This window comes from Bradyrhizobium huanghuaihaiense (genome assembly GCF_007830635.1).
Lineage (GTDB): Bacteria > Pseudomonadota > Alphaproteobacteria > Rhizobiales > Xanthobacteraceae > Bradyrhizobium > Bradyrhizobium huanghuaihaiense.
In genome coordinates, this window is sequence record NZ_VLLA01000009.1 from 16,835 (window position 1) to 35,376 (window position 18,542).

Here is an 18,542-nt window from a genome sequence, read left to right on the forward strand (position 1 = left end):
TATCCTCAACGGTTTCGATAGGACCTCGTTCCGTCACGACGGGCTCATGGGAGCGCCGAGGTCCAGGCCTGGCCGGAGGCGGCCTTCTCATATCCGTACTGATAGAGCGCCCGCATATAGGCGGTGTCGAATCCTTCCGAGGGAGCCGCGGGATAGTCGCGCGCGATGTAGGAGAGATGGAAGCCCAGGCGGTTGCGTTTGGCGAAATCGTAGGTGGAGAAGATGATCGAGCGGGTCTGCGACTGCGTGATCGCCGACAAGCTGCGCGAGGCGACGTCGATCGTGCTGTTGGACACCAGCTCGAAATTGCGCTCGATCTTCTTGTTGACGAGGATGTAGATGTCCATCTTCGCGGTGCCCGGCAGGCGGCTGCCCTGGAACAGCAATGCTTCCGGAAGCGTCAGCACCGGTGCCGTCACGCCGCCATCGACATGCATCTCCTGGAATCTGCGGCCCTGGCCTTCGGCATCGATCATGATGGGCGGAAACACCAGCGGAATGCTGGCGGAGGCCGCCATCACGTCGCGAAACAGCTTGAGCGCCTCGGGCGTGCCGACGGCCGCGATCTTGCCCATGTCCCAAATGGCGGTCCGCTGGGTGTCGAGATCGGTCGTCACGATCAGCAGCCTGCGGCCCCTGGCGTTCTCGCGCGCGACCTGCGCCATGATTTCAGGCCCGACATAGCGGGCGACCAGCTCGCGCAGCCGCGTATTGCCGAACAGGCCGGAGCCGAACAGCACGCGCATGATGCTGGGATCGTTCAGGAGGCTCTCCGCGATTCCGCTGGTGTAGACCTCCTTCAGCGTGTCGTCATATTGGAAGCCGAGAAATGCAAACGGCGCGATCAGGCCGCCGGTGCTGACGCCCGAGACGACCGAGAAGGTGGGGCGAGTCCTGGCTGCGGTCCAGCCGTTGAGCACGCCGACACCGTAGGCGCCGTCGGCGCCGCCGCCGGACAGCGCCAGATAGGTCTTCGTCGCCGTACTGGTGTCTTTCTCGAAGCTGAACTTCGTGACCGGCTCGTCGGCGTAGCGGCGGAGGCCGTCGATATCGAGCACGCGCGATGCGCTGGCCTCGGCGGCGGTATAGGGCGTGCGGGGCAGGGAGGTGCAGCCGGCCAGGGCCAGACTTAAGGCCAGGACCAGAAGTCCGGTCAGGCGGGCGGCGGTCTGCCATATCCGGTCATGCGAAGGGCCGGACATTTCGGTCGAACATGAAGCGGAGGGCATTGTCGGCGGCTGGCGATCACACAAATACGGCCGCCGGCAGATTCACCGCGGCATCTCGTCCAGGCCCCACGGTAAAACTACACTGTATCGTTTTATTTGGCAAGCCGTGCGGAACATGAAAGTCCGCGTCAAATCTGTCCCAGTCTGACGCATCCTGTGGTTCGGGCGGGTTGATCGGCCTCGCCCGGCACGCAATAAGCACGCCATGAATCTCCCCGACACCAATCTTCCCAATCATTTCGAGCTGCTCGCCACCGATGGTGCCGCGCGCACCGGCCGCCTGACCACGCCGCACGGCGTGGTGCGGACGCCGGCCTTCATGCCGGTCGGGACCGCCGGCGCCATGAAGGGCATGCACTGGCGCGAGGTGCGCGAGGCCGGCGCCGACATCGTGCTCGGCAACACCTATCATCTGATGCTGCGGCCCGGCGCCGAGCGGATCGCAGCCCTCGGCGGCTTGCAGCGGTTCACCGGCTGGAACGGGCCGATGCTGACGGATTCCGGCGGCTTCCAGGTGATGTCGCTGGCGGACTTGCGCAAGGTCAGCGAGCACGCCGTCACCTTCCGCTCGCATATCGACGGCGCCAAGGTCGAGCTATCGCCGGAGCGCTCGATCGAGGTACAGCGCTTCCTCGGCTCCGACATCGCCATGCAGATGGACGAATGCGTGCGGCTGCCCGCCGAACGCGACGACATCGACCGCGCGATGCGGCTGTCGCTGCGCTGGGCCGAGCGCTCCAAGCGTGCCTTCGAGAGCGCGCCCGACGGCTACATGCTGTTCGGCATCGTGCAGGGCGGCGACATCCCGCAGCTTCGTCATGCCAGCGCCCAGGGCCTCGTCGAGATCGGCTTCCACGGCTACGCCATCGGCGGCCTTGCCGTCGGCGAGCCGCAGGAGGTGATGCTGGCCATGATCGACGAGACCGCGCCGATGCTGCCGAAAGAGCGGCCGCGCTATCTCATGGGCGTCGGCACGCCCGACGACATCCTCGAAGCGGTGAAGCGCGGCATCGACATGTTCGACTGCGTGATGCCGACGCGCAATGGCCGGCATGGCGTGGCTTTCACGCGCTTCGGTCAGGTCAATTTGCGCAACGCGCGCCACGCCGACGATCCGCGCCCGCTCGATGAAGAGAGCTCATGGCCGTCGACGCGCAACTGTGCGCGCGCCTATCTCCATCATCTCGTCAAGGCGGGCGAGACGCTGGGGGCAATGCTGCTGTCCGAGATCAACGTCGCTTACTACCAGTCCCTGATGCAGGGCATCAGGGACGCGATCGCACACGGAACGTTCGATGAGTTCTATCAGCGTACGCGTGAGGATTGGGCGAGGGGCGATATCGCCCCGCGCTGAGCAACGTCAATTGCAGACGATCCGCTGCTTGACGGCATGCTTGGTCACGAAACCGTAGCCGCAATTGTCGCAGGTCCAGAGATAGCTGATCATGTGGTCCGAGACGTAGGCGGATGCTTCGGCGGCGACCATGGAGTCGGCACAGACGGGACAGGTGGGCAACTCGCTGCAACGCGGATCGCGGTTCAGCGCGACGGTCGACATCACTTCAGCAACTGCTGACATCGTGGTGACCTCCCTGCTTTGAGACGTAAGTCTAACATAAGCAGAAGTACTTGACGAGGTCGCAACACAAACCCGCTGGCTTTTATAAAATTGCCGTCACCACGACGTGATTGCTGGCTTGCTCGCAGCCTTGGTATCGCAGCGCAAACAATCCCGTGTGCGTTGCGATAATTCGTTGCGCTGCTTCACGCGTCATGACGCTCGATTACTGCGCCGCACCCTGCCGGCCAAGAGCAGGCTCGAGCACGACCGGGGTGCTGTGGCCCGAGCGGAGCCTGCGTGCGAACGAAATCCAGGGTTTCTCGACGAGGGAATATGTCATCCAGCTGACAAGGATCGAGGACGTCACGACCTCGGCAACGAAGACGAGCCATGCCAGCGGCCCGTCGCCAGGCCACGCGTACTGATGAACCCAGACCATTGCGAACGGCGACATCAGGTAGACCGAGTAGCTGATGAGGCCGACGAACGCTAGCGGACGCCAGGCCATCCGCTCGCCGAATGCGGCAAACACAATGAAAACGACGGCAGCGCTGACATAGGCCGCCGCGATCGAATAGCTGTAGAAGAAATTGTCCTCATACGCCCCGCCATAGCGCCTGCCGGCCAGCGTGATCGCGAAGACTGCGTAGAGCGCCGTGCAGACGGCGACATGCCGCCATCGCAGCGTTCCGCCGACGACAGTGTCGCGAATGATCTTGCCGAGGAACATCGCCGAAAGGTTCAGTCCGATCTCCATCATCACCCAGGCTGCCCGGTCCTCCACCAGGACGGCGACCGCTGTCCCGGCCAGCGCGGTCGCAACGACGATCGCGACGGCGGTGAGGCGTCGGGTCAGCAGTCCTGCCGCGAAGAGAATGGTGCAGGCGACGTAGAACAGCAGCTCGATCGTCAGCGTCCAGTAGAAGTCCCAGAGGTGACGGACCTCCAGGAAGCTCTGGAGCATCGTGATGTTGGCGACGATCTGCGACAGGGGATAGGTCCTCAACTCCACCGCCTGCATCGTGACGAGCCCGATCGCGATCGAGGTCCAGTAGGCGGGATAGAGGCGGAAGAAGCGACTGACCGCGAAGTCGTTCACGGGAGACGCGCTGGCGGGAAAGCTGAAGGGAATGACGAAGCCGCTGACGAAGAAGAACAGCGCGACGCCGAACCGGCCGAAATTCATGTAATAGCCGATCGCGTCGTGGAAGATCGAATGGTACGCGCCGGTCTGATGTTCCCGCACGATCACCTCGAGCGCGTGCTGAACGACCACCGACAAGACGGCGATGCCGCGCAGGGTATCGATGATGGCGAGCCGTTGATGCATCAGGCGTTCTCTGCGCTCCCGCCGCCCGCAACGGACGTCGCCTGTCGGGAGGGTATTTGGCTAAGGCACAAGCGATGATCGGAAGGCTGGACGCTGGTCCGGCACTTCACCATGGCAATCGTGAACAGATTGACAACGGCAACGGGCAGGGCGGTAAAGTCGGGCCTCCTGCAAATGGCGGCCGGCCGGGTCACGGGATTGCCGCTTGCGTGTCGCCACAAGCTGTCTGTAACTGCGGAACAGCTGCGACAGCGGTCCAATTTGTCGCCAAAGGGAGTTCATGATGGACGCATCGTCCAAAACGAGTGCAGCGCACCAACCCGGCCGCGGCCGGATCTACGATTCAATCGTCGAGGCTTTTGGCGACACGCCGGTCGTGCGCTTGCGACGCCTGCCGGGCCAGCACGGGGTGAACGCGACGATTTTGGCAAAACTTGAATATTTCAATCCCGCCGCGAGCGTGAAGGACCGTATCGGTGCGGCCATGATCATCGCGATGGAGAAGGCCGGCATCATCAAGCCCGACACCGTGCTGATCGAGCCGACCTCCGGCAATACCGGCATTGCGCTCGCCTTCGTGGCGGCTTCGCGCGGTTACCGGCTCAAGCTGGTGATGCCGGAATCCATGTCGATCGAGCGCCGCAAGATGTTGGCCTTTCTCGGCGCCGAGCTGGTGCTGACCCCGGCTGCGCAAGGCATGAAGGGCGCGATCGCCGCCGCCGAGGAGCTTCTGAAGACGACGCCGAACTCGCTGATGCCGCAGCAGTTCAAGAATCTGGCCAATCCCGAAGTCCACCGCCGCACCACGGCCGAGGAGATCTGGAACGACACGGCCGGCAACATCGACTTTTTCGTCGCAGGCGTCGGCACCGGCGGCACCATCACCGGCGTCGGCCAGGTGCTGAAGCCGCGCAAGCCGTCGCTGCGGGTGATCGCGGTCGAGCCGGAGGAGAGCCCGGTGTTGTCAGGCGGCCAGCATACGCCGCACAAGATCCAGGGCATCGGCGCAGGCTTCGTGCCTGACATCCTCGACCGCTCGGTGATCGACGAGATCGTGAAGATCAACTCGACCACCGCGATCGACACCTCGCGCGCGCTGGCGCGGCATGAGGGCATTCCGGGCGGCATCTCCTCGGGCGCGGCGATCGCCGCCGCGCTCCAGATCGGCAAGCGGCCGGAAGCTGCGGGAAAGACCATTCTGGCCATCGTGCCGTCGTTCTCGGAGCGGTATCTTTCGACAGCTCTGTTCGAGGGAATCTAGGATATGGCGGATCAACCGAGACGGCCACGCACGCTTGGCGATGCCAGGACCGAGGCTGAGGCGGCGTTCAAGAAGGTGACGGCCAAGGTCGCGGCGGCGGCGCCGAAGCAGAACGCAGTTCCCGGCATCAAGGAGCAGGTCACGCTGCGCATCGACCAGGACGTGCTAGAGTTCTTCCAGGCGGGCGGCCCCGGCTGGCAGGACCGCATCAACGAAGCGCTGCGAAAGGCGGCGGGGAAGTAAGGGAGCTCGTCATTGCGAGCGTAGCGAAGCAATCCAGAATCTTTCCACGGGGACAGCCTGGATTGCTTCGCCGCAAGGGCTCCTCGCAATGACGGAGTTTGCTGCGACACTGTCCGCACCAACGAAAAAGCCCGGCGCGAGCCGGGCTTTTGTTTTTGAACCTGCCGTCCTGCCTCAACGGCGGAACATGCCGCCCATCATGCCGCCGACGACACCGCCGACGAAGGCCGCACCGGCGGCATCGCCGGGGCTGCTGCTGCGCTGTTGAGGTGCCGGTGCCGGCGCCGGCGCGCTGCTGGCTGCGGGGGCGCTGGCACGTCGGGCCGCCTTCTGGCTGCTGTCGCTTGCGGTCGGCGGTGCGGCCACGACCTCGGAGAGCAGGGCCTTGTGCTGGGGCTTGTTGAGGTAGCCTGACGACGGATAGCCGCGCGCAGCCTGCCAGCGCTTGAGCACCACGCGGGTCTCGTCGCTGAAGACGCCGGTCTGCTTGGTGTCGAAGCCAAGCCCGGTGAGGCGACGCTGCACGTCGCGGCGCTGGTTCTTGTCGAGGCCGATCTGGTCCTCGGTGAGCTGAGAGGCCTCATCGGTAAAGGCTGCGGGATCGACGCCGGAGTTGAGCGTGCGGGTCGCGGTCGAGGGGCCGCTCTTGATAGCCGCGAGACGTGCCAGCGCCAGCGCCTTGAACTGACCGTTGGGATAGGCGGAAAGGTAGGCGTTGAGCTCTTCCGGCTTGTTGCTCTCCTTCACCGAGCGCCAGTATTCGAGCTCGACACCGTCCGAGCTTCCATTCGCCGTCGACAAGATGCCAGAAGCGGTCGGCGCCGCGTTGGCAACCTGCGTGGTCGGAGCCTGGTTGAGATATACGGCGCCGATCAGGTTGGTGTGGCCCCAGGGCAGCTGGCCCTTGTGGGTCTCTTCATTGACCTGGGCACGGACCGACGTCATCGCCTGCTGGATCTCGACGCCGGGCTTGGTGATGTTGTCGATCAGCGCGCGGGTGAACGGGCTGTTATTGCCCTCCTGGCCGTCGAGCGCGGTCTGGCCCGGGCCGGTTGCGAACGCGATCAGCGTGCCTTCGCCGGACTTCATCTCGGCAAGACCGCTCTGCACGTTGACGCTGCGGGTCGCCGAGTTCGACTTGATCTTGGCGGCGAACGGATTGTCCCGGCAGGCATCGAGGAAGACGAGCTTGACCTTGGCATCGCCCATGGTCTGTTCGAGCGTCAGGTCGATGTTGATGGCAGCGCCCAGCTTGACGTCCATCTCCGTCTTGATGTCGGCATCGACCGGCAGCAGGTAGTTGGTGCCGCCGACGGCGATTCCGTGGCCGGCATAATAGAACAGCGCGATATCGGAGCCCTGCGCCTTGCGACCGAAGTCGAGCAGCTTCTCCGTCATCTGGTCGCGGGAGAGATTGGAGCCCTCGATCACCTCGAAGCCGACATTGCGCAGCGTCGCCGCCATCGTCTTGGCGTCGATCGGCGGGTTCGGCAATTGTGCGACGTTCTTGTAGGAGCCGTTGCCGACGACGAAGGCGACGCGACGGTCCGCCTTCGCGGCACTGACCGGCAGTGCCACGCACATGAGCGAGGCGAGCAGGGTGAGATAGCGCATTCTGAAATCCCCAGAATCGAATTGCAGGCAGCAACAAATTGGCGGCGAACCTACACGAAGTGCCCGACTTCGCGCCACCAAAACGGCGGTACGTCGCGTTCAACCCGCTGCTGTGTGGCCGAATGTGCACGATGGAGGGGCTCTCCAACGTGATCCAAATCACACGGCCACTTGGTTTTGTCGCGTGAGGCGGCGCGAGGTTCACTGCGCGCGAGCGGGAACCGGCGCCGGCTTCAAGTTCAGGAGATTGCCGCACAGGATCAGCGCCGCGCCGAGGACGGTCCAGGCGTCGAGCCGCTCCGAATACAGCAACCAACCTGCGGTTGCGGTCAGCGGAACCCGGAGGAAGTCCATGGGAACCACGATCGTCGCATCTGCATAGCGCATCGCGCTGGCGAGGCAGTAGTGCGAGAACGTGCCGCAGACGGCGATCACGCCGACCCAGGCCCAGGCGTAGGCCGACGGCCAGGTCCAGACCAGCAGCGTCGGCACGAAGCCCGCGACCGACTGCACCACCAGCATCCAGAACAGGATCGACAGCGCGCTTTCGGTGCGGGTCAGAGATTTGACCAGCGCCATCGACACGCCAAATCCCATGGCGGCCCCGAGCGCGATGAGTTGGCCCGGATTGATCTCGCCGGTGGCCGGCCGCACGATGACGATCACTCCGACGAGGCCGAGCACGATGGCGGCGATCTTCCACGGCGTCATGCGCTCGGAGAGGAAGCTCGCCGCGAGGATCGCGGTCCAGATCGGCATGGTGAATTCGATCGCCACGACCTGGCCGATCGGGATCAGCGTCAGCGCAAAGAACCAGCCGAGCTGGGCGACATAGTGCACGAGGTTGCGCGCGACGTGGTGTTGCAGGCGCGATGTCCTGAGCACCTTGAAGCCGCCGGCGCGATAGATGATCGGCGCCAGCAGGACGAAGCCCGCCAGCGACCGGATCTCCATGATCTCGAAAACGTTGAGCTCGCGTGTGGTCTCGCGCCCGGCCACCGCCATGATCAGCATCAGCGACAGCCAGCCGGCCATCCACAGTGCGGCCATCGTTTTGGACGGTGTCGTGCTCATTGCGGCGGACGCGGGAAGGGGTGGAATCCGAAGGGACGGCCGGTATCGGCGACATCGCCGCCGTTTGCAACGGCCAAATCTGCGGATGCAGCGATGCAGGCCGGCGTGTTAAGGCATCAGCGAACAACGAGAAAATCGGGAGATCTCGCTCATGCGCATCTTGCAGCCGGCCGAATGGAAAAAACCGCGCGGCTTTTCCCATGGCGTCGTGGTCGAGGGGCCGGGCCGGTGGGTGGTGCTCGCCGGCCAGACCGGCGGCGACGAGGTGGGCAATTACGCGCCTGACATGGCGGCGCAGGTCGGCGTAGCGCTGCAGCGGATCATCAAGCTGTTGGGCGAGGCCGGCGCGGGTCCCGAGCACATCGTCCGCCTGACCTGGTACCTGACCAGCCGCAGCGAATACGAGGCCGCAAGTGCCGGTATCGGTGCGGCCTGGAAGGAGACGCTCGGGCGTAATTTCCCGCCTTCAACGCTTCTCTATATCGGCGGCCTCGTGGACGAGCGGGCCAAGGTCGAAATAGAGGTCACGGCGTTCGTCCCGGGCACATAAAAAATCGACCCGGCGAGGCCGCCGGATCGATCGTCGTGTCGGCTGGTGGCTTACTTCGACAGCGAGATGTTGGCGCCGCGGAACTGGCTGTCCGCGCGCATCGAGACGCTCTGCTTGTTGCCCGATGTCTTCAGCGAGATGTTGGCGTTGAAGCCGGCGGTCGAGGCGACCAGATCGTAATTGCCGCCAGCGCCACGGCCCTGGAGCGATCCGGAGATGTTGCGGCTCGCCTCGGACCAGCTGCCGGCGATGGCGCCGCCCTCAGCCCTCACGTTGGCGCCGAGGTTGAACTTGTAGGCGTCGCTGGCACAGGTCAGCGACATCTCCATGGTCGGTCCGATCGGGGCGTATTTGGCCCGGCAGCGGATCCGCTCGGTCGAGCCGTCATCCAGCGTAACTGTGCCGCCGCCGCTCCAGCTGCCCGCCAGCGGGGCGAAGGGGCCGGACTGGGCCTTGCCTTCAGAGCTGGCAAGCCCCGCCGCAAACAAAACGGCGGCCGCAATCAGCAGCCGCCGGTTCCGGGCACGAGCCTCGATTGGTCTATTGGCGCGATGCTTCCCACCGCCCGCTGCACGGTATGCCTGCAGATGCTCCATTCCACTTCCCCGATCCGGCGTTGCCGTTGAGTTGACCGTTGGCATATGCACCATTGATCGAAACTTTCACAAGTCCCCCACTGCCGATGGTGCCGGAAACGTTAGCGCCGGGCGCGGTGATCTTGCCGTCGGCAACCGTCAGCATCGAGCTCGCGGTCGGCTCGCACGAGCCGCTCTTGGTCACGATGGTGACCTGCCAGTTGCCGTCATAGGGGCTCTGGGCGAAGGCGGGAGCGGCGAGGGTGCCGGTGAAAACTGAAGCGGCACAGAACGCCGCGATGCGAGCAAAACGCATGAATTCCGTCCTTGAATTTGTCTGATATGCTGACGCTTATTCGGACGAAATGTGACGGAAATTTGTTGCGATGCCAAATCGAAAATTGTTCCTGTGGAAACAATGGTTTATTTGCGTTCTCGACTCCAATTTTCGAAGCAGAATCAAGGCCCCCTCACGTTAAGGGTAAACGTCAGCAGAGACTCAGGACAGACTCGGCGCGGACGTCGAGAACTGCTCGTCCTGGACCTTGGACGGCAGTGCCTTGTGAACCTTGATATAATCGATCACGTCGGCCAGCAATTTGAGCCCGAGCGGCGCGAGCGCACGCTCCCAGAGGTCGCGGGCGGTCTCGCCCTTCTTGACGAAGCACCAGTCCTGGGCGGCGATGGCGCCGGCATCCATGCGGTCGGCGAGATGATAGATGGTGCCGCCCGCGATCGGATCGCCCTCCTTGATGGTCCATTCCACAGCGGCCTTGCCGCGGTGACGCGGCAGCAGCGAGGGGTGGTAGCCGATCCCGCCGTACGTGGCGGCGGCGAGCGCGTCCTTGCCGATCCGGGCATGGCTATGTGCGGTGATGATCAAATCGGTGTCAGGAGCGATCTCGGAGGCCACCACCAGCTTCGGATTGGCCTGGACCACGACCTCGATGCCGGCGGCCCTGGCCGCTGCAGCCAGGCGATCCTCGGCGTCGGCCACGACGACCCGTGCGATCGAGACGCTGTGCTCCCGGAGCATGTTGAGAGTGGTCACACCGAAATGGCGGGAGCCGACGAGGGTAATTCGCATGGGGGTCCGATCCGTTTCGCAACTGCGTCATACCCCCGATAACACGTCCGGGCGCCGTGTCACCACCCGCGGGCCGTTTGCAGCGGTTATCAACAATGCACCGGGCGCGGGACGTGCTGATTTCCGCGATTGCGCGGCCGCTCGTTCCGGTGCTTCCATAGGCGTATTGCAGCCTATCAGGAGCGAGTGCATGCGAAGCGCGTGGTTTTTTCTTCTCGCGACACTGCTTGCGGCCGCTCCAGCCCACGCCGGCGGGCCGTACCCGGCAGTGCCGCCCGAGATCGGGGTGGCGCCGTTTATCGGCCCGACCTGGGATGCCTATCGCTGTGCTGAAGGGCTGCCCTACAATTTCTACCACGGCGCCTATTACGGCGAGGAGCCGCCGGCGATCTATCGCGGCTATGCCTATCGGCCGTACTACCGTTACAGCGCCTATCGCAAACCGCTGCGGACATATTTCTGCGTGACGGATTAGCGTTGCCAGGGGGCCACGGTCGGACGGCAAATGGCGTCATGCGGTTCCTGTGTTTCATTCCGAACTGAAGCGATCCCCGTCTGCCGCTAGAACATACCCAACCGGGGCTGGCGACATTTCAGTCCGAATCCGTTTTCGAACCCGGCTGTGGCCGCTGGCGTAAATGCCAGCGGCTTTTTCATGCCGTGCGTCACGAAATCATCTGACGGTAATACGTTCTCAACCAGCTTGTCGTATCGACGAATCCGTCGCGGATTTGTATTGCGTACCGCGACACCGAAAATGTCCCGCCGGCGTGGGTGCGCCGTGCGGGCCTTTTCGCCGGGACCGATTTCATGCCGAGCGCGATTGAGCAGATCGTGGACGCCTATGTGCGTCTGAAGAACCGTCGCGGGCTCGACCAGCTGATGATGCACAGGCAGCGGCTCGCGGTCGATCTGAAGAGCAGGTCCGGCTACGATTTCAGCCTGCCGATCGGCCAGATCGACGAGGAGATCGCGATCATCGAGGCGGGTCTCAGCCGGCTGAAGGCGGCGAATTCCCCGGCAGCGTAGCGTGGCTCGGCGAGTGAACTCTTGCGCGGACCGAGGTGCTGCGCATCGTTGCTGGTCGCTTCCGGTTCATGCACGGTTCAGCCCGGCCATGTCTCTATCGGCAGGTCATTCCGTGGGACACGAATCCTGCTAGGCCTGTCCCGGTAATTTGGAGGAGACGTCATGATCGAGCTTGCGTTGGCCGGCCTGATTGCGTTTGCAAGCGCGCCTGCGGCATCGCCGGCGCCCATTGTGGAGCAGGTTCAGTTCCGCGGTGGTCCAGGTGGGCAATGCCCGGAGGGGTATGATTTCAACCACTCGAACGGCCGTTGCTATCCGAACAACTATCATGCGCCCGGCTACTACACGGCTCCCCAGCCGACGTACCGACGCGAACTCTGCCCGCAAGGGTACGACTACAATTATTCGAACGGCAATTGCTATCCGAACCGTGCGCGGGCGCCCGGCATGTACGGGCAACCCGAGTATGGGCGCCGCGGCGGACTTTGCCCCGAAGGCTACGACTACAATTACTCGAACGGCAATTGCTTTCCGAACCGCGCACACGCCCCCGGCCTGTACGGGCGTTAGGACTTCCCACCGTCGATCACCGTGAACAGCGGTCGGGCCTTGGTCGGCTCGACCAGCAGCTCCTCGACCATGGCACTCGCGGCCTCGACATATTTCCGCGTGGGCTTGTCCAGGGGCCGCTGCGCCTCGTCGTCGTCGAGCGCGACCTTGGCGGCTTCAACCAGCTTGCGCATGCGCTCGGCATGATCGTCGCCTGCGGTCAGCGTCGCGCGCGCCAGCGAGCGCAGCACGAACAGCTCGCCCTCGAGGCGGAGCAGGCGGTCGTTGAGACGGGCAAGGATGGCGTTGAGGTCGGCCATGTCAGGTGTTCAGCGCAGAGGATCCGTCCCGATCTAGCGGCGATCGGTGAACGGAGTCCAAACGGCATCGGCGCAATTGGGCTGATCGTCCGCCTGTCGCGGTGCCGCCGTTGTGACCGGTCGTGACGGCGCGTATGCGTGGGCCCAGCATGGTTCCCGCACCACATGTCAGCCTGGGCGGACGTTTGGAGCCCATGCGATGCGGTTTATCCCGATTGTGATCCTCTTGATGTCGGCATGCACGGCTGCCGTCGCCGCGCCGGCGCACCGCGCCCGTCCGCACCACCCCGTTGTCGCCCGTCCGGCCGAGGACGCGCCGGTGCCGCCCGGCTGGTACAAATTTCCCGGGTGGCCGCCGATCCCGCCGTCGGAGAACAGGAATCTCGATCCCTCCAATTTCGGCGGAGGCTGATCGACACTACGCCGCGGTCCGCGCCAGATAGTCGCGGGCGAAGGCGAGGTACCAGTCGAGGCAGGCGGGGTTGGCCATCGCCTCCTTGTTGATGACTTTCTCGACCGGCTGGCCGAGCAACAGCTTCTTGATCGGCAGCTCCTGCTTCTTGCCGGACAGCGTGCGCGGGATCTCGGCGACTGCGAAGATTTCATTCGGCAGGAAGCGGCGTGACAGGCCGGCCTCGATCGCCTTGTTGATCTTGGCCTGCATCGCGCCGTCGAGTGCGACACCTTCGCAGCACCACGAACAGCGGCATGTAGCTGTCGCGGCCGAGATATTCGAGGTCGACGACGAGGGAATCGAGCACCTCCGGCAGCGCCTCGATCGCGGAATAGAGCTCGCTCGTGCCCATGCGCAGGCCGTGGCGGTTGATGGTGGCGTCGCTGCGGCCATAGATGATGCAGGAGCCGTCTCGATTGACCTTGAGCCAGTCGCCGTGCCGCCACACCGGCCCGCGGCCGCTGCCGTCGAAATTGTCAGGATAGGTTTCGAAATAGCTGGCGCGATAGCGCGCGCCGTCTTTGTCGTTCCAGAAATAGAGCGGCATCGAGGGCATCGGTTCGGTGCAGACGAGCTCACCGACCTCGTCGATCACAGCGCGGCCCTGTTCGCTGAAGGCTTCGACGGCCGCGCCCAGCAGGCGGCACTGCATCGCGCCCGGCGTCTGCGGCAGCTCGCGGTTGCCGCCAATGAAGGCGCCGGCGAAATCGGTGCCGCCGGAGATGTTCGCCCACCAGATGTCGGCCTGCGCCTTGCTGCCGTTGGTCTTCGAGAGGCCTGCGAAGCGCGCGTTGAACCAGGCTTGCGTGTCGGCGCTGAGCGGCGAGCCGGTCGAGCCGAGGCAGCGCAGCCGCGACAGATCGCCGGCAGCGGTCAGATCGATCTCGGCCTTGGCGCAGTTGGCAAAGAACGCCGCGCCGGCGCCGAAAAAGCTCGCTTTCGACTGCGCCACGAAGCGCCACAGCGTGGTCCAGTCCGGCTTGTCCCGGGTGCCGCCGGGGCTGCCGTCGAAGATGCAGCAGGTGGTGCCGCTGAGCAGGCCGCCGACTTGCGAATTCCACATGATCCAGCCGGTCGAAGAGTACCAGTGGTAGCGCTCGCCGAACGAGTTTGGGTGATAGGAGCAGCCGACGTCGTTGTGCAGGCCGAGCAGCGCCAGCACCACGATGACGATGCCGCCATGGCCGTGCACGATCGGTTTCGGCAGGCCGGTGGTGCCGCTGGAATAGACGATCCAGAGCGGATGATCGAACGGCAGCCACATCGGCTCGAACGCGTCGATCGCGGCGCCCGTCCTTGCCAGGATATCGGCGAGCAGAGCGTCCGGCGCGGCGGGCGCGTGGGCCTCGCTGTGCAGGATGACGTGCTCGACGGTGGGGAGCGATCCTCGGAGCTCGGCCAGCACATAATGCCGGTCGTGCCGCCGGCCGGCATAGGTGACGGCGTCGCAGGCGATCAGCACTTTCGGCTCGATCTGCTTGAAGCGGTCGATCACGGCGGGCGCGGCCATGTCGGGCGCGCAGACACTCCAGACCGCGCCGATGCTGGCGCTGGCGAGAAAGCCGATGATGGTCTCGGGGATGTTGGGCAGATAGGCCGCAACGCGGTCGCCTGGCTTGACGCCTTTCTCCTTCAGATGCAGCGCGAGCGCCGCGGCCTTGCGCCGCAGCTCCGGCCAGCTGGTTTCCCTGAGCTTGCCGTCCTCGCCGCCGCTGACGATCGCGGGCAGGCCGGCGGCATCGGCCGCCTCGACATGCCGGAACACCTGCCGGGCATAGTTGACCTGCGCACCCGGAAACCAGACCGCGCCCGGCATCTTGCGCTCGGTGATGACGGCCGCAAACGGCGTCGGCGATTGCAGATCGTAGTAATCCCAGATGCTGCGCCAGAAGCCGTCGAGGTCGCGCACCGACCATTGCCGCATGTCCTCGTAGCTCGCGAAGGACAGGCCGCGCTGTTCGGCGAGCCAGTTGCGGTAGAGGGTGATCTGCGGAATGAAAGGAGCGGTCATCGCGTGTCGGCTTCGATTGCGGGGAGGGAAGTGTAGCTCGCACCGCAGACGAGCAGAAGCCATCGTTCGTGCAGACCGCAATGGCTGCCTTCAGCCTACCACTCCACGCCCGCCCAGCGGCGTCCGAACACCGGCGGCTTCGTCTTCACCGCCTGCCAGCCGAAGAAGTGATGCTTGCCGGACCAGCTGTGCACCACACTGCTGCAGATGTTGCACTTGAAGTGGCCGACATGCTCCTCAGCATGCTCCTCCCTTGTCGCGGTGTAGTTCATGCTGCAACCGGTGCAGGTGAATTCTTCGATCGTCCAGATGCTGTTGGCCATTGCACGCGCTGTTTCTTGGGACCTCGATGCAGGGTAGAAGCGGGCGTTTGCATCGGCGTAAACCGGTCAGGGAAAATCCGGTTAATCGCCGTTAGCCAAGCCGCGCCGGCGTCACGGCAGGATCAGCCCTCGGTCCGGCCCGGCCGCATGTCCCGGTCGATGCGCATCTGCACGCGCCGGATGGCGAGCAGCGGCAGCCTGCCTTGCACCCGGCCGGCGCGGACCTTGTCATCGATCGCGTAGGCATAGTGCCAATAGCCGGGAGCCCGTTTCGCTTGACCGAAAAGCGGATGCCGCGGTGAATTCCCGCATGCTGATCGGGCTCTCGGGGGCGGTGCGGCATTGTCTCGGAATGCTTTTTCGGCCGATGCGTTCCTAATCCGGCGGTCGGCGGGTCCGAAGCGAATGGCGGTCGTCTTGACGCCCGCCCCGGGGCTGGCAATAACGGCCCGTGCAAGTGCCGGAACCCGCGTCGATGCCGCAAGGAAGGTCGTGCCCGTGAAAAGCCTCCGTCAGCTCCTCACGGGAGAGGACATCATCCAGCTCGTGATCCGGCTCGGCCTGCTCGCCCTGCTGATCATCTGGACCTTCCTGATCATCCGTCCGTTCGTGCCGATCCTGGCCTGGAGCGGCGTGCTTGCGGTTGCGTTCTATCCGGCCTTCAGCTGGGTCGCCAAGATCCTCGGCGGACGCCCCAAGACCGCGGCGGCGATCCTCACCCTCATCACGCTCGGCATCGTCATTGGCCCCGCGACCTGGCTCGGCATCAGCGCGGTGGACGGCGTGCGCGAGCTGGCGCACCAGCTCGGCACCGGCGACCTCGCGCTGCAGTCGGCGCCGGAGCAGCTCAAATCGTGGCCGCTGGTCGGCCCCTGGCTCTATGAGCTCTGGGACCAGGCCTACACCAACATCCGCGCGGTGCTGCGCGAGGTGGCGCCGTATCTTCAGCCGCTGGCGGGGCCGCTGCTGTCGCTCGCGGGCGATGCCGGCGTCGGGACGCTCCAGTTTCTGGTCTCGGTGTTCGTGGCCGGCTTCCTGTTCCCGCATGGGCCGCGGCTGGTCGCGGCCGGGCGCAGCTTTTTGTTCCGCATCGTGCCCGAGCAGAGCGAGCATTTCCTGGGGCTCGCGGGTGCGACCATCCGCGCCGTGGCGCAGGGCGTGATCGGCGTCGCGATCGTACAGGCGCTGCTGGCCGGCATCGGCTTCAAGCTCGCTGCCGTGCCGAGCGCGGGCCTGCTCGCCTTCATCGTGCTGCTGCTCTCGATCGTGCAGATCGGCGCCTTCCTCGTGCTGCTGCCTGTCATCATCTGGATCTGGACCGCCAAGGACGTCACCACGGCGCTGGTGCTGACGGTCTTTCTGGTCCTGGTCGGCTTCATCGACACCATGCTGAAGCCGCTGGTGATGGGGCGCGGCCTGAGCACGCCGACCATCGTGATCTTCGTCGGCGTGATCGGCGGCACGCTCGCCCATGGCATCGTCGGCCTGTTCATCGGGCCGATCATCCTGTCGGTGGCCTGGGAGATGATGATGGCCTGGATCAGGACGGAGGACCGGGCGGACGCAGGGGCGGGCGCCAGCGAAGACTGATATCGCAGCCTGTGATCAAGATGCGGCCCGAACTTGTCTATCCAACTAGACAAGTTACGATCGGGACGATTCTATTCTCGATTGCGACAGCAATGGCAAAGTCTTCCAAGCTGGTTGCCGCAAAGCGCGGCAAGGTATTGTTGGTCAGACGCCGGTCGGACGGCCTGTGGATGTTCCCGGGCGGCCGCAAGCGCGCGCGCGAGTCCGATAAGGATTGCCTGCGGCGGGAGATCAAGGAGGAGCTGCCCAAGCTGAAGCTCGGCAGGGTCAGCCTCTGGAAGGAAGTGAAGGCCAGGAACAAGCGCTCCGGCCGCAAGATGAGCGATGCGATCTTCATCGCCAAGGGTGCCAAGGGCAGGCTGGCGATCGGCGACAAGAAGGAGATCGACCGCGCCGCCTGGCAGAAGCCGCGCGGCATCCGCCTGACGCCGACCTCGCGCTACATCCGCGACCGCCTGTTTCCGAGGAAGCGGCGGCGCACCTAGTCCTCTCGCTCCGCCGATTGCGTCCGGCCGGCGAACGACCTCGACCGCGCCAGGCGCGGCTCCGGCGCGGCGCGCCTCACCGCCTCGGCCTCGCGCTGCTCCTTGCGGACCTTGCGCGCATTGCGCATCGCGCGCTTGACGAAGGGGTGCATGGAATCCTCGGCGAAGAACAGCACCACCTCGCAACTCGGACATTGCCGGGAATAGCCGTCCTGCAACCGCATGGCGCGATCGCGGAACATGACCTTGCAGCGCGTGCACTGAATCTGGACGAAACTCATGCGCGACCGACGATGACTGATGGAAATGGACCATCAGCTGATCGCAAATGTCTGAAGAAAGCCTGAAACGCTTTTGCGAATTCACCGCCAGCTTGCCGCAAGCCGATGCAGCGGGCGCGAGCATGTCGGCGATGCTCGCGTCACGCGCGCGGCGAAGCTATTGCTTGGCCGCCATGGTCTCCAGACAATGATTGAGAAAAGCGGTGCGATCTCTCGGCAGCACCTTCTCGAGATCCGCCTTGAGCGCGCATTCGCGCTGCCGGATCTGCTCGGCACGGCGCTTCTCGGCGGCTTCGCGGAATTCGGGGGCGACCTTGCTGGGATCGACCAGCGCCTGCGAGCGGGCGGGCGGGGTTGCAAGCAGCACGATGGCGGCGATGAAAATGAATGGTCTCAAATAAGCCTCCATAAAAAAAGGCATCCTAGCGCGCGGCGTGCCGACGCTCAAACCGGAGTCCCGCGGTACCCCGTTCCGCCGCAGCTGCGCTGACAGGGCGTGTGAACCAGTTCACAAGCGCTCGACCAGTTCGCTGCTATGAAAGTGTCATTGCCTGACCGAATCATTTTCAACGAAACGCCCCGGCGTCCAAGCGCCGGGGTTTTTCGTGCTGGCGATGCGGTCCTCGATCGCATCAGCCTTTGTTCAAGTGAGACACGATCCCACGCTGCGTTGTAAGGTTCGGACGGGACCCGGTTCCCCTCTGTCGATGCACGGAACGTTGCCGCGAGGCGTGCGTTCGCCGGGCAAATCCCATATGCATGGCGGCGCGTCGCCGAATCGAAATGCGGGCGGCGCGCGTTCAGTTGCGGCGGTTTACGACCAGAAACGGATTCACGTGAGGCTTGCAAAGAAGGCGCGGGCGGCCAAGGCATCGCTAAAGAAGGCATCGCCAAAGACCAGCATATCGCCCAAGACCAGGACATCGCTCAAAGCCAAGACATCGCTGAAGACCAAGGCGTCGCTCATGACCAAGGC

General features: G+C 64.5%; 23 protein-coding genes and 1 pseudogene. 10 read left to right on the forward strand and 14 right to left on the reverse strand.

What is annotated here, in order from left to right:
• Positions 1-44: 44 nt before the first annotated feature.
• Complete coding sequence (locus IQ16_RS19315) at positions 45-1,202, reverse strand: patatin-like phospholipase family protein (RefSeq protein ID WP_018642137.1); 1,158 nt, start codon at positions 1,200-1,202, stop codon at positions 45-47.
• A gap of 232 nt (positions 1,203-1,434) precedes the next feature.
• Between IQ16_RS19315 and tgt the strand changes: the two genes are divergently transcribed.
• A complete protein-coding gene (gene tgt, locus IQ16_RS19320) occupies positions 1,435-2,583 on the forward strand; it encodes a tRNA guanosine(34) transglycosylase Tgt (protein WP_018642136.1) in 1,149 nt (382 codons plus the stop codon).
• Between the two features lie 6 nt (positions 2,584-2,589).
• Here tgt and IQ16_RS19325 read toward each other — a convergent pair whose 3' ends face one another.
• Positions 2,590-2,808, reverse strand: coding sequence for a hypothetical protein (locus IQ16_RS19325; RefSeq protein ID WP_018642135.1), 219 nt, complete (start codon positions 2,806-2,808; stop codon positions 2,590-2,592).
• Positions 2,809-3,013: 205 nt separating this feature from the next.
• The gene (locus IQ16_RS19330) at positions 3,014-4,120 is read right to left on the reverse strand and encodes an acyltransferase family protein (protein ID WP_018642134.1); all 1,107 of its coding nucleotides are present in this window, start codon (positions 4,118-4,120) and stop codon (positions 3,014-3,016) included.
• A 283-nt stretch (positions 4,121-4,403) separates the two neighbouring features.
• Here IQ16_RS19330 and cysK point away from each other — a divergent pair, with 283 nt between their 5' ends.
• On the forward strand, positions 4,404-5,381 hold the full coding sequence (cysK, locus tag IQ16_RS19335) for a cysteine synthase A (protein WP_026311857.1): 978 nt from the start codon (positions 4,404-4,406) through the stop codon (positions 5,379-5,381).
• Positions 5,382-5,384: 3 nt separating this feature from the next.
• Entirely contained in the window at positions 5,385-5,624 is a 240-nt protein-coding gene (locus IQ16_RS19340; RefSeq protein ID WP_018642132.1) for a BrnA antitoxin family protein, read from the forward strand.
• A 174-nt stretch (positions 5,625-5,798) separates the two neighbouring features.
• Here IQ16_RS19340 and IQ16_RS19350 read toward each other — a convergent pair whose 3' ends face one another.
• Together IQ16_RS19350 and IQ16_RS19355 are read right to left on the reverse strand one after the other, a co-directional pair.
• Entirely contained in the window at positions 5,799-7,238 is a 1,440-nt protein-coding gene (locus IQ16_RS19350; protein ID WP_018642131.1) for a caspase family protein, read from the reverse strand.
• A gap of 201 nt (positions 7,239-7,439) precedes the next feature.
• Positions 7,440-8,312, reverse strand: a complete 873-nt coding sequence (locus tag IQ16_RS19355; RefSeq protein ID WP_018642130.1) for a DMT family transporter — start codon at positions 8,310-8,312, stop codon at positions 7,440-7,442.
• Positions 8,313-8,463: 151 nt separating this feature from the next.
• On the opposite strand from IQ16_RS19355, the gene IQ16_RS19360 reads away from it, so the two are divergent.
• Positions 8,464-8,862, forward strand: coding sequence for a RidA family protein (locus tag IQ16_RS19360; protein WP_018642129.1), 399 nt, complete (start codon positions 8,464-8,466; stop codon positions 8,860-8,862).
• Positions 8,863-8,912: 50 nt separating this feature from the next.
• Here IQ16_RS19360 and IQ16_RS19365 read toward each other — a convergent pair whose 3' ends face one another.
• The 3 genes from IQ16_RS19365 to IQ16_RS19375 form a co-directional block, all read right to left on the reverse strand.
• Positions 8,913-9,458, reverse strand: a complete 546-nt coding sequence (locus tag IQ16_RS19365) for a hypothetical protein (RefSeq protein WP_018642128.1) — start codon at positions 9,456-9,458, stop codon at positions 8,913-8,915.
• Positions 9,403-9,753: a hypothetical protein gene (locus IQ16_RS19370; RefSeq protein ID WP_080648034.1), complete on the reverse strand. Its 351-nt coding sequence runs from the start codon at positions 9,751-9,753 to the stop codon at positions 9,403-9,405. The genes IQ16_RS19365 and IQ16_RS19370 overlap by 56 nt, the downstream gene beginning before the upstream one ends.
• A gap of 183 nt (positions 9,754-9,936) precedes the next feature.
• Complete coding sequence (locus tag IQ16_RS19375) at positions 9,937-10,524, reverse strand: formyltransferase family protein (RefSeq protein WP_018642126.1); 588 nt, start codon at positions 10,522-10,524, stop codon at positions 9,937-9,939.
• Between the two features lie 190 nt (positions 10,525-10,714).
• Between IQ16_RS19375 and IQ16_RS19380 the strand changes: the two genes are divergently transcribed.
• The 3 genes from IQ16_RS19380 to IQ16_RS19390 all read left to right on the forward strand — a co-directional run bounded on the left by IQ16_RS19380 (position 10,715) and on the right by IQ16_RS19390 (position 12,123).
• On the forward strand, positions 10,715-10,999 hold the full coding sequence (locus tag IQ16_RS19380) for a hypothetical protein (RefSeq protein WP_018642125.1): 285 nt from the start codon (positions 10,715-10,717) through the stop codon (positions 10,997-10,999).
• A gap of 335 nt (positions 11,000-11,334) precedes the next feature.
• Positions 11,335-11,553 (forward strand): hypothetical protein, encoded by a 219-nt coding sequence (locus IQ16_RS19385; protein WP_026311856.1) that lies wholly within the window; start codon positions 11,335-11,337, stop codon positions 11,551-11,553.
• 162 nt (positions 11,554-11,715) lie between these two features.
• A complete protein-coding gene (locus tag IQ16_RS19390) occupies positions 11,716-12,123 on the forward strand; it encodes a hypothetical protein (protein WP_018642124.1) in 408 nt (135 codons plus the stop codon).
• Here IQ16_RS19390 and IQ16_RS19395 read toward each other — a convergent pair.
• Positions 12,120-12,422: a hypothetical protein gene (locus IQ16_RS19395; RefSeq protein WP_145831684.1), complete on the reverse strand. Its 303-nt coding sequence runs from the start codon at positions 12,420-12,422 to the stop codon at positions 12,120-12,122. The genes IQ16_RS19390 and IQ16_RS19395 overlap by 4 nt on opposite strands.
• Positions 12,423-12,621: 199 nt before the next feature.
• Between IQ16_RS19395 and IQ16_RS19400 the strand changes: the two genes are divergently transcribed.
• On the forward strand, positions 12,622-12,834 hold the full coding sequence (locus tag IQ16_RS19400) for a hypothetical protein (RefSeq protein WP_018642122.1): 213 nt from the start codon (positions 12,622-12,624) through the stop codon (positions 12,832-12,834).
• A gap of 6 nt (positions 12,835-12,840) precedes the next feature.
• On the opposite strand, the pseudogene IQ16_RS19405 reads toward IQ16_RS19400, so the two are convergent.
• Positions 12,841-14,887: pseudogene (locus IQ16_RS19405) on the reverse strand (acetoacetate--CoA ligase).
• Between the two features lie 95 nt (positions 14,888-14,982).
• Positions 14,983-15,210, reverse strand: coding sequence for a hypothetical protein (locus tag IQ16_RS19410; protein WP_018642121.1), 228 nt, complete (start codon positions 15,208-15,210; stop codon positions 14,983-14,985).
• A 498-nt stretch (positions 15,211-15,708) separates the two neighbouring features.
• On the opposite strand from IQ16_RS19410, the gene IQ16_RS19420 reads away from it, so the two are divergent.
• A complete protein-coding gene (locus IQ16_RS19420) occupies positions 15,709-16,800 on the forward strand; it encodes an AI-2E family transporter (protein WP_018642120.1) in 1,092 nt (363 codons plus the stop codon).
• A 92-nt stretch (positions 16,801-16,892) separates the two neighbouring features.
• Positions 16,893-17,285, forward strand: a complete 393-nt coding sequence (locus IQ16_RS19425) for an NUDIX hydrolase (RefSeq protein WP_018642119.1) — start codon at positions 16,893-16,895, stop codon at positions 17,283-17,285.
• Here IQ16_RS19425 and IQ16_RS19430 read toward each other — a convergent pair.
• From IQ16_RS19430 to IQ16_RS47330, 3 genes are all read right to left on the reverse strand, one after another.
• The gene (locus IQ16_RS19430; protein ID WP_018642118.1) at positions 17,282-17,566 is read right to left on the reverse strand and encodes a hypothetical protein; all 285 of its coding nucleotides are present in this window, start codon (positions 17,564-17,566) and stop codon (positions 17,282-17,284) included. The genes IQ16_RS19425 and IQ16_RS19430 overlap by 4 nt on opposite strands.
• A gap of 157 nt (positions 17,567-17,723) precedes the next feature.
• Positions 17,724-17,963, reverse strand: a complete 240-nt coding sequence (locus IQ16_RS19435) for a hypothetical protein (protein ID WP_026311855.1) — start codon at positions 17,961-17,963, stop codon at positions 17,724-17,726.
• A gap of 435 nt (positions 17,964-18,398) precedes the next feature.
• On the reverse strand, positions 18,399-18,533 hold the full coding sequence (locus tag IQ16_RS47330) for a hypothetical protein (protein WP_283812187.1): 135 nt from the start codon (positions 18,531-18,533) through the stop codon (positions 18,399-18,401).
• Positions 18,534-18,542 lie beyond the last annotated feature (9 nt).